The sequence below is a fragment of the Nocardia arizonensis genome, assembly GCF_001310275.1.
In the GTDB taxonomy this organism is placed as follows: domain Bacteria; phylum Actinomycetota; class Actinomycetes; order Mycobacteriales; family Mycobacteriaceae; genus Nocardia; species Nocardia arizonensis.
This window is the reverse complement of record NZ_LGYZ01000040.1, coordinates 1-2668: the sequence shown is the minus strand read 5'-3', so window position 1 is coordinate 2668 and position 2668 is coordinate 1. Positions and strand designations below refer to the sequence as shown.

Below are 2668 nucleotides of genomic sequence, written 5' to 3'. Positions count from 1 at the left end.
TGGGATATCACGAAACTGCGTGGCCCGGTGAAGTGGTCCTACTACTACCTATAAGTTACGTGGAATCTCGCAGCCATCCGGGGCGGCTGTGACCACGAACCACGGGGGTGGGTTCGAGCGGCGGGATGAGGGTGGTTGACCGGTGGCCGGTGCTGGGGCGGCACGAACGGGCGGCCGAGTGGCTACAAGTCTGGGCTGATCTGGGGCGTGCGCCGCGCACCATCGACGCCTATGCGCGAGGTCTGGCGGAGTTTCTGCGGGTTTGCGAGCGCGAGGGGATCGATCCGGTGACCGCGACGCGGGCTGATGTGGCGGTGTTCGTGCGGGAGTTGACGGTGCGTCCGAGTCGCCGCGGCGCGAATGTGGTGGCGCTGGATTCAGGGGCGGGGTTGGCCAACGCGACGCTGCAGCAGCGCCTGGTTCCGGTGCGGCTGTTCTTCGACTTCTTGGTCGAGGAAGGGGTTCGGGAGTCGAATCCCGTTGGGCGGGGCAGATATACGCCTGCCAGCCGGTTCGGCGGTCGTAGTCGTGGGCTGGTGCCGCGGATGGTGAAGCTGCCGTGGATTCCCAGCGAGGCGCAGTGGCTGCGGCTGCTGGAGGTGTTCGCCGAGGAGCCGATACGGAATCGGGTGATGCTCGCGCTGGCTTATGATGCCGCGCTGCGCCGCGAAGAGCTGTGTTCGCTGCGCAGCGATGATCTCGACCCCGCGCACCGCATGCTGCGGGTGCGGGCGGAGACGACCAAGACTCGCCGGGAGCGGGTGGTTCCCTACTCGGCGTCGACCGGGGTGCTGTTGTCACAGTATCTGCAGCATCGGGCGACGATGAGCCGGGCTCGGGGTGGGTTGTTTCTGTCCGAATCGCGGCGCAATCACGCTGAGCCGCTGACGTTGTGGACCTGGTCGAAAGTGGTGCGGCGCATAGCGTTAGCGGCCGGAGTGCCGAACTTCTCCACTCATACCACCCGGCATCTGTGCTTGACCGACCTGGCCAGGATGGGTTGGGAGCTGCATGCTATCGCGACGTTCGCCGGGCATCGCAGCACCGACTCGACCTTGACCTATATCCACTTGTCGGGCCGGGATCTGTCGGACAAACTGAATTCCTCCATGGCGCAGATCCATGCCTGGCGCCTCGAGATGCTCACCGGCGCCGGGAGTTCCGGAAGCGGACCGGACATGCCGGCGTGAGCGCCGCCGCCAACCGGGCGCGGGCAAGCACCGCCGCCGATCGCCGGCTGTCTGACTCGACGCGGTGGGATCGGCGGATCGCGTTGAGCGACACCGAGATCGCGGCGCTGGCCGTGCTCGACCCGCAGCAGCTGCGCCGCAACAAGGCCGTGGGTATTCCGCGCAGGACCGCAGTGCACTGGCGGGCGCTGACCCGGCTGGTCGAGCCGTTGGACGCGACGGTGGCCGGGTTGCATCACGACGGCGACGACCGGTTCCGCCGCGCCGGCAGACAGGCGGCGGCGATCGTGCTGGCCCACTGCGCCGAAACCGGCCGCAGCTGGTGGGGCTGGACCCCGTGGGAGTGGGCCACGCTCTGCGGCGGCAGCGCACGCGAGTTCACCGCCGCGCAGTCGATGCCGACCGAGTCGACAGTCCGGCCGTTCCTGGTGGCCCTGGCCTATCTGCTCGGCGGGTTCACCGACTTCCACCGTCTGGGCATGTTCAACCGATTCCACTTGGCCTGCTTGATATTCGGCAAGCCCGCGGTCGCCGAGGCGATGGGCGATGCCGAGCAGGTGCTCGACCGGTGGGGTTATCGGCTCGACAGCGCCCGAACCCGGATGCACGGCGTGTTCAGCCAGGCATTGCTGCTCAACGGCAGTCCTCGGCTCGCTGACCTGTCCACCTCGGCGTTCGAGGTGCTGCGAGCCCATCCAGCCACTGACGGCCACCAGGGATCGATGCTTTACGCGTTGCAACGAGCCGTCGCCGAGCTGGGACACTGCGACCCGCCGGTGCGCAGCGGATACCTCCCTGGCCTGGGCATCGAAGGAACCGATCCGGCCTGGGCGCAGTGGGTCGAACGCTGGTATGCCACTTCGGCTTTGACTCCGAAGGTCCGCGCCTCGGTCCGCAACATCATGGCCAAAGCCGGTCGCTGGCTGGCTGCCGAGCACCCCGAGATCACCGAACCGGGGCACTGGACCAGGGCGACCTGCGCGGCCTGGGTCGCCACCGTCGACCGGATGAGTGTCGGTGACTGGGTTCAGCGTCACGACGCCCTCGGCGAACGGGCCGGCACCCCGATCTCACCACGCACCAAGGCTCAGAATCTCAATGCCACCCGGACATTCTTGCGGGACTGCCAGGAATGGGAATGGATTCCCCGCCGCTTCGACCCCAATCGGGCGCTGGCCGTTCCCCGCAGCGTCGCCGCGCTGATCGGCCCGGATCCCCGCGTCATCGCCGACGATGTGTGGGCCAAACTGCTCTGGGCCGGGCTCAACCTGGAACCTGCCGACCTGCCCGGCAACTCTGCCGACACCTTCTACCCGATGGAGTTGATCCGCGCGGTCACCGTGACCTGGCTGTTCTCCGGGCTACGCAGCGACGAAATCACCCGGCTGCGCGTCGGCTGCATCCGCTGGCAGCACAACGGCGCTCCCATCCGCGGCGACTCCCGCGACATCCTCGCCGAGGACGCGGTCTGCCTGCTC

Annotated in this window: 1 protein-coding gene and 1 pseudogene; both read left to right on the top strand. The window is 67.8% G+C overall.

Annotated elements, in window-relative coordinates; translation table 11 throughout:
* Positions 1-125 precede the first annotated feature (125 nt).
* The gene (locus APZ21_RS06170) at positions 126-1190 is read left to right on the top strand and encodes a tyrosine-type recombinase/integrase (protein WP_174553667.1); all 1065 of its coding nucleotides are present in this window, start codon (positions 126-128) and stop codon (positions 1188-1190) included.
* 83 nt (positions 1191-1273) lie between these two features.
* Positions 1274-2668, top strand: a pseudogene (locus tag APZ21_RS06165) (tyrosine-type recombinase/integrase); the annotation flags it as partial.

What these genes read in the sequence shown, in the direction of transcription:
- APZ21_RS06170 (WP_174553667.1), top strand. Translation starts at nt 126, where the DNA reads ATGAGGGTGGTTGACCGGTGGCCGGTGCTGGGGCGGCACGAACGGGCG.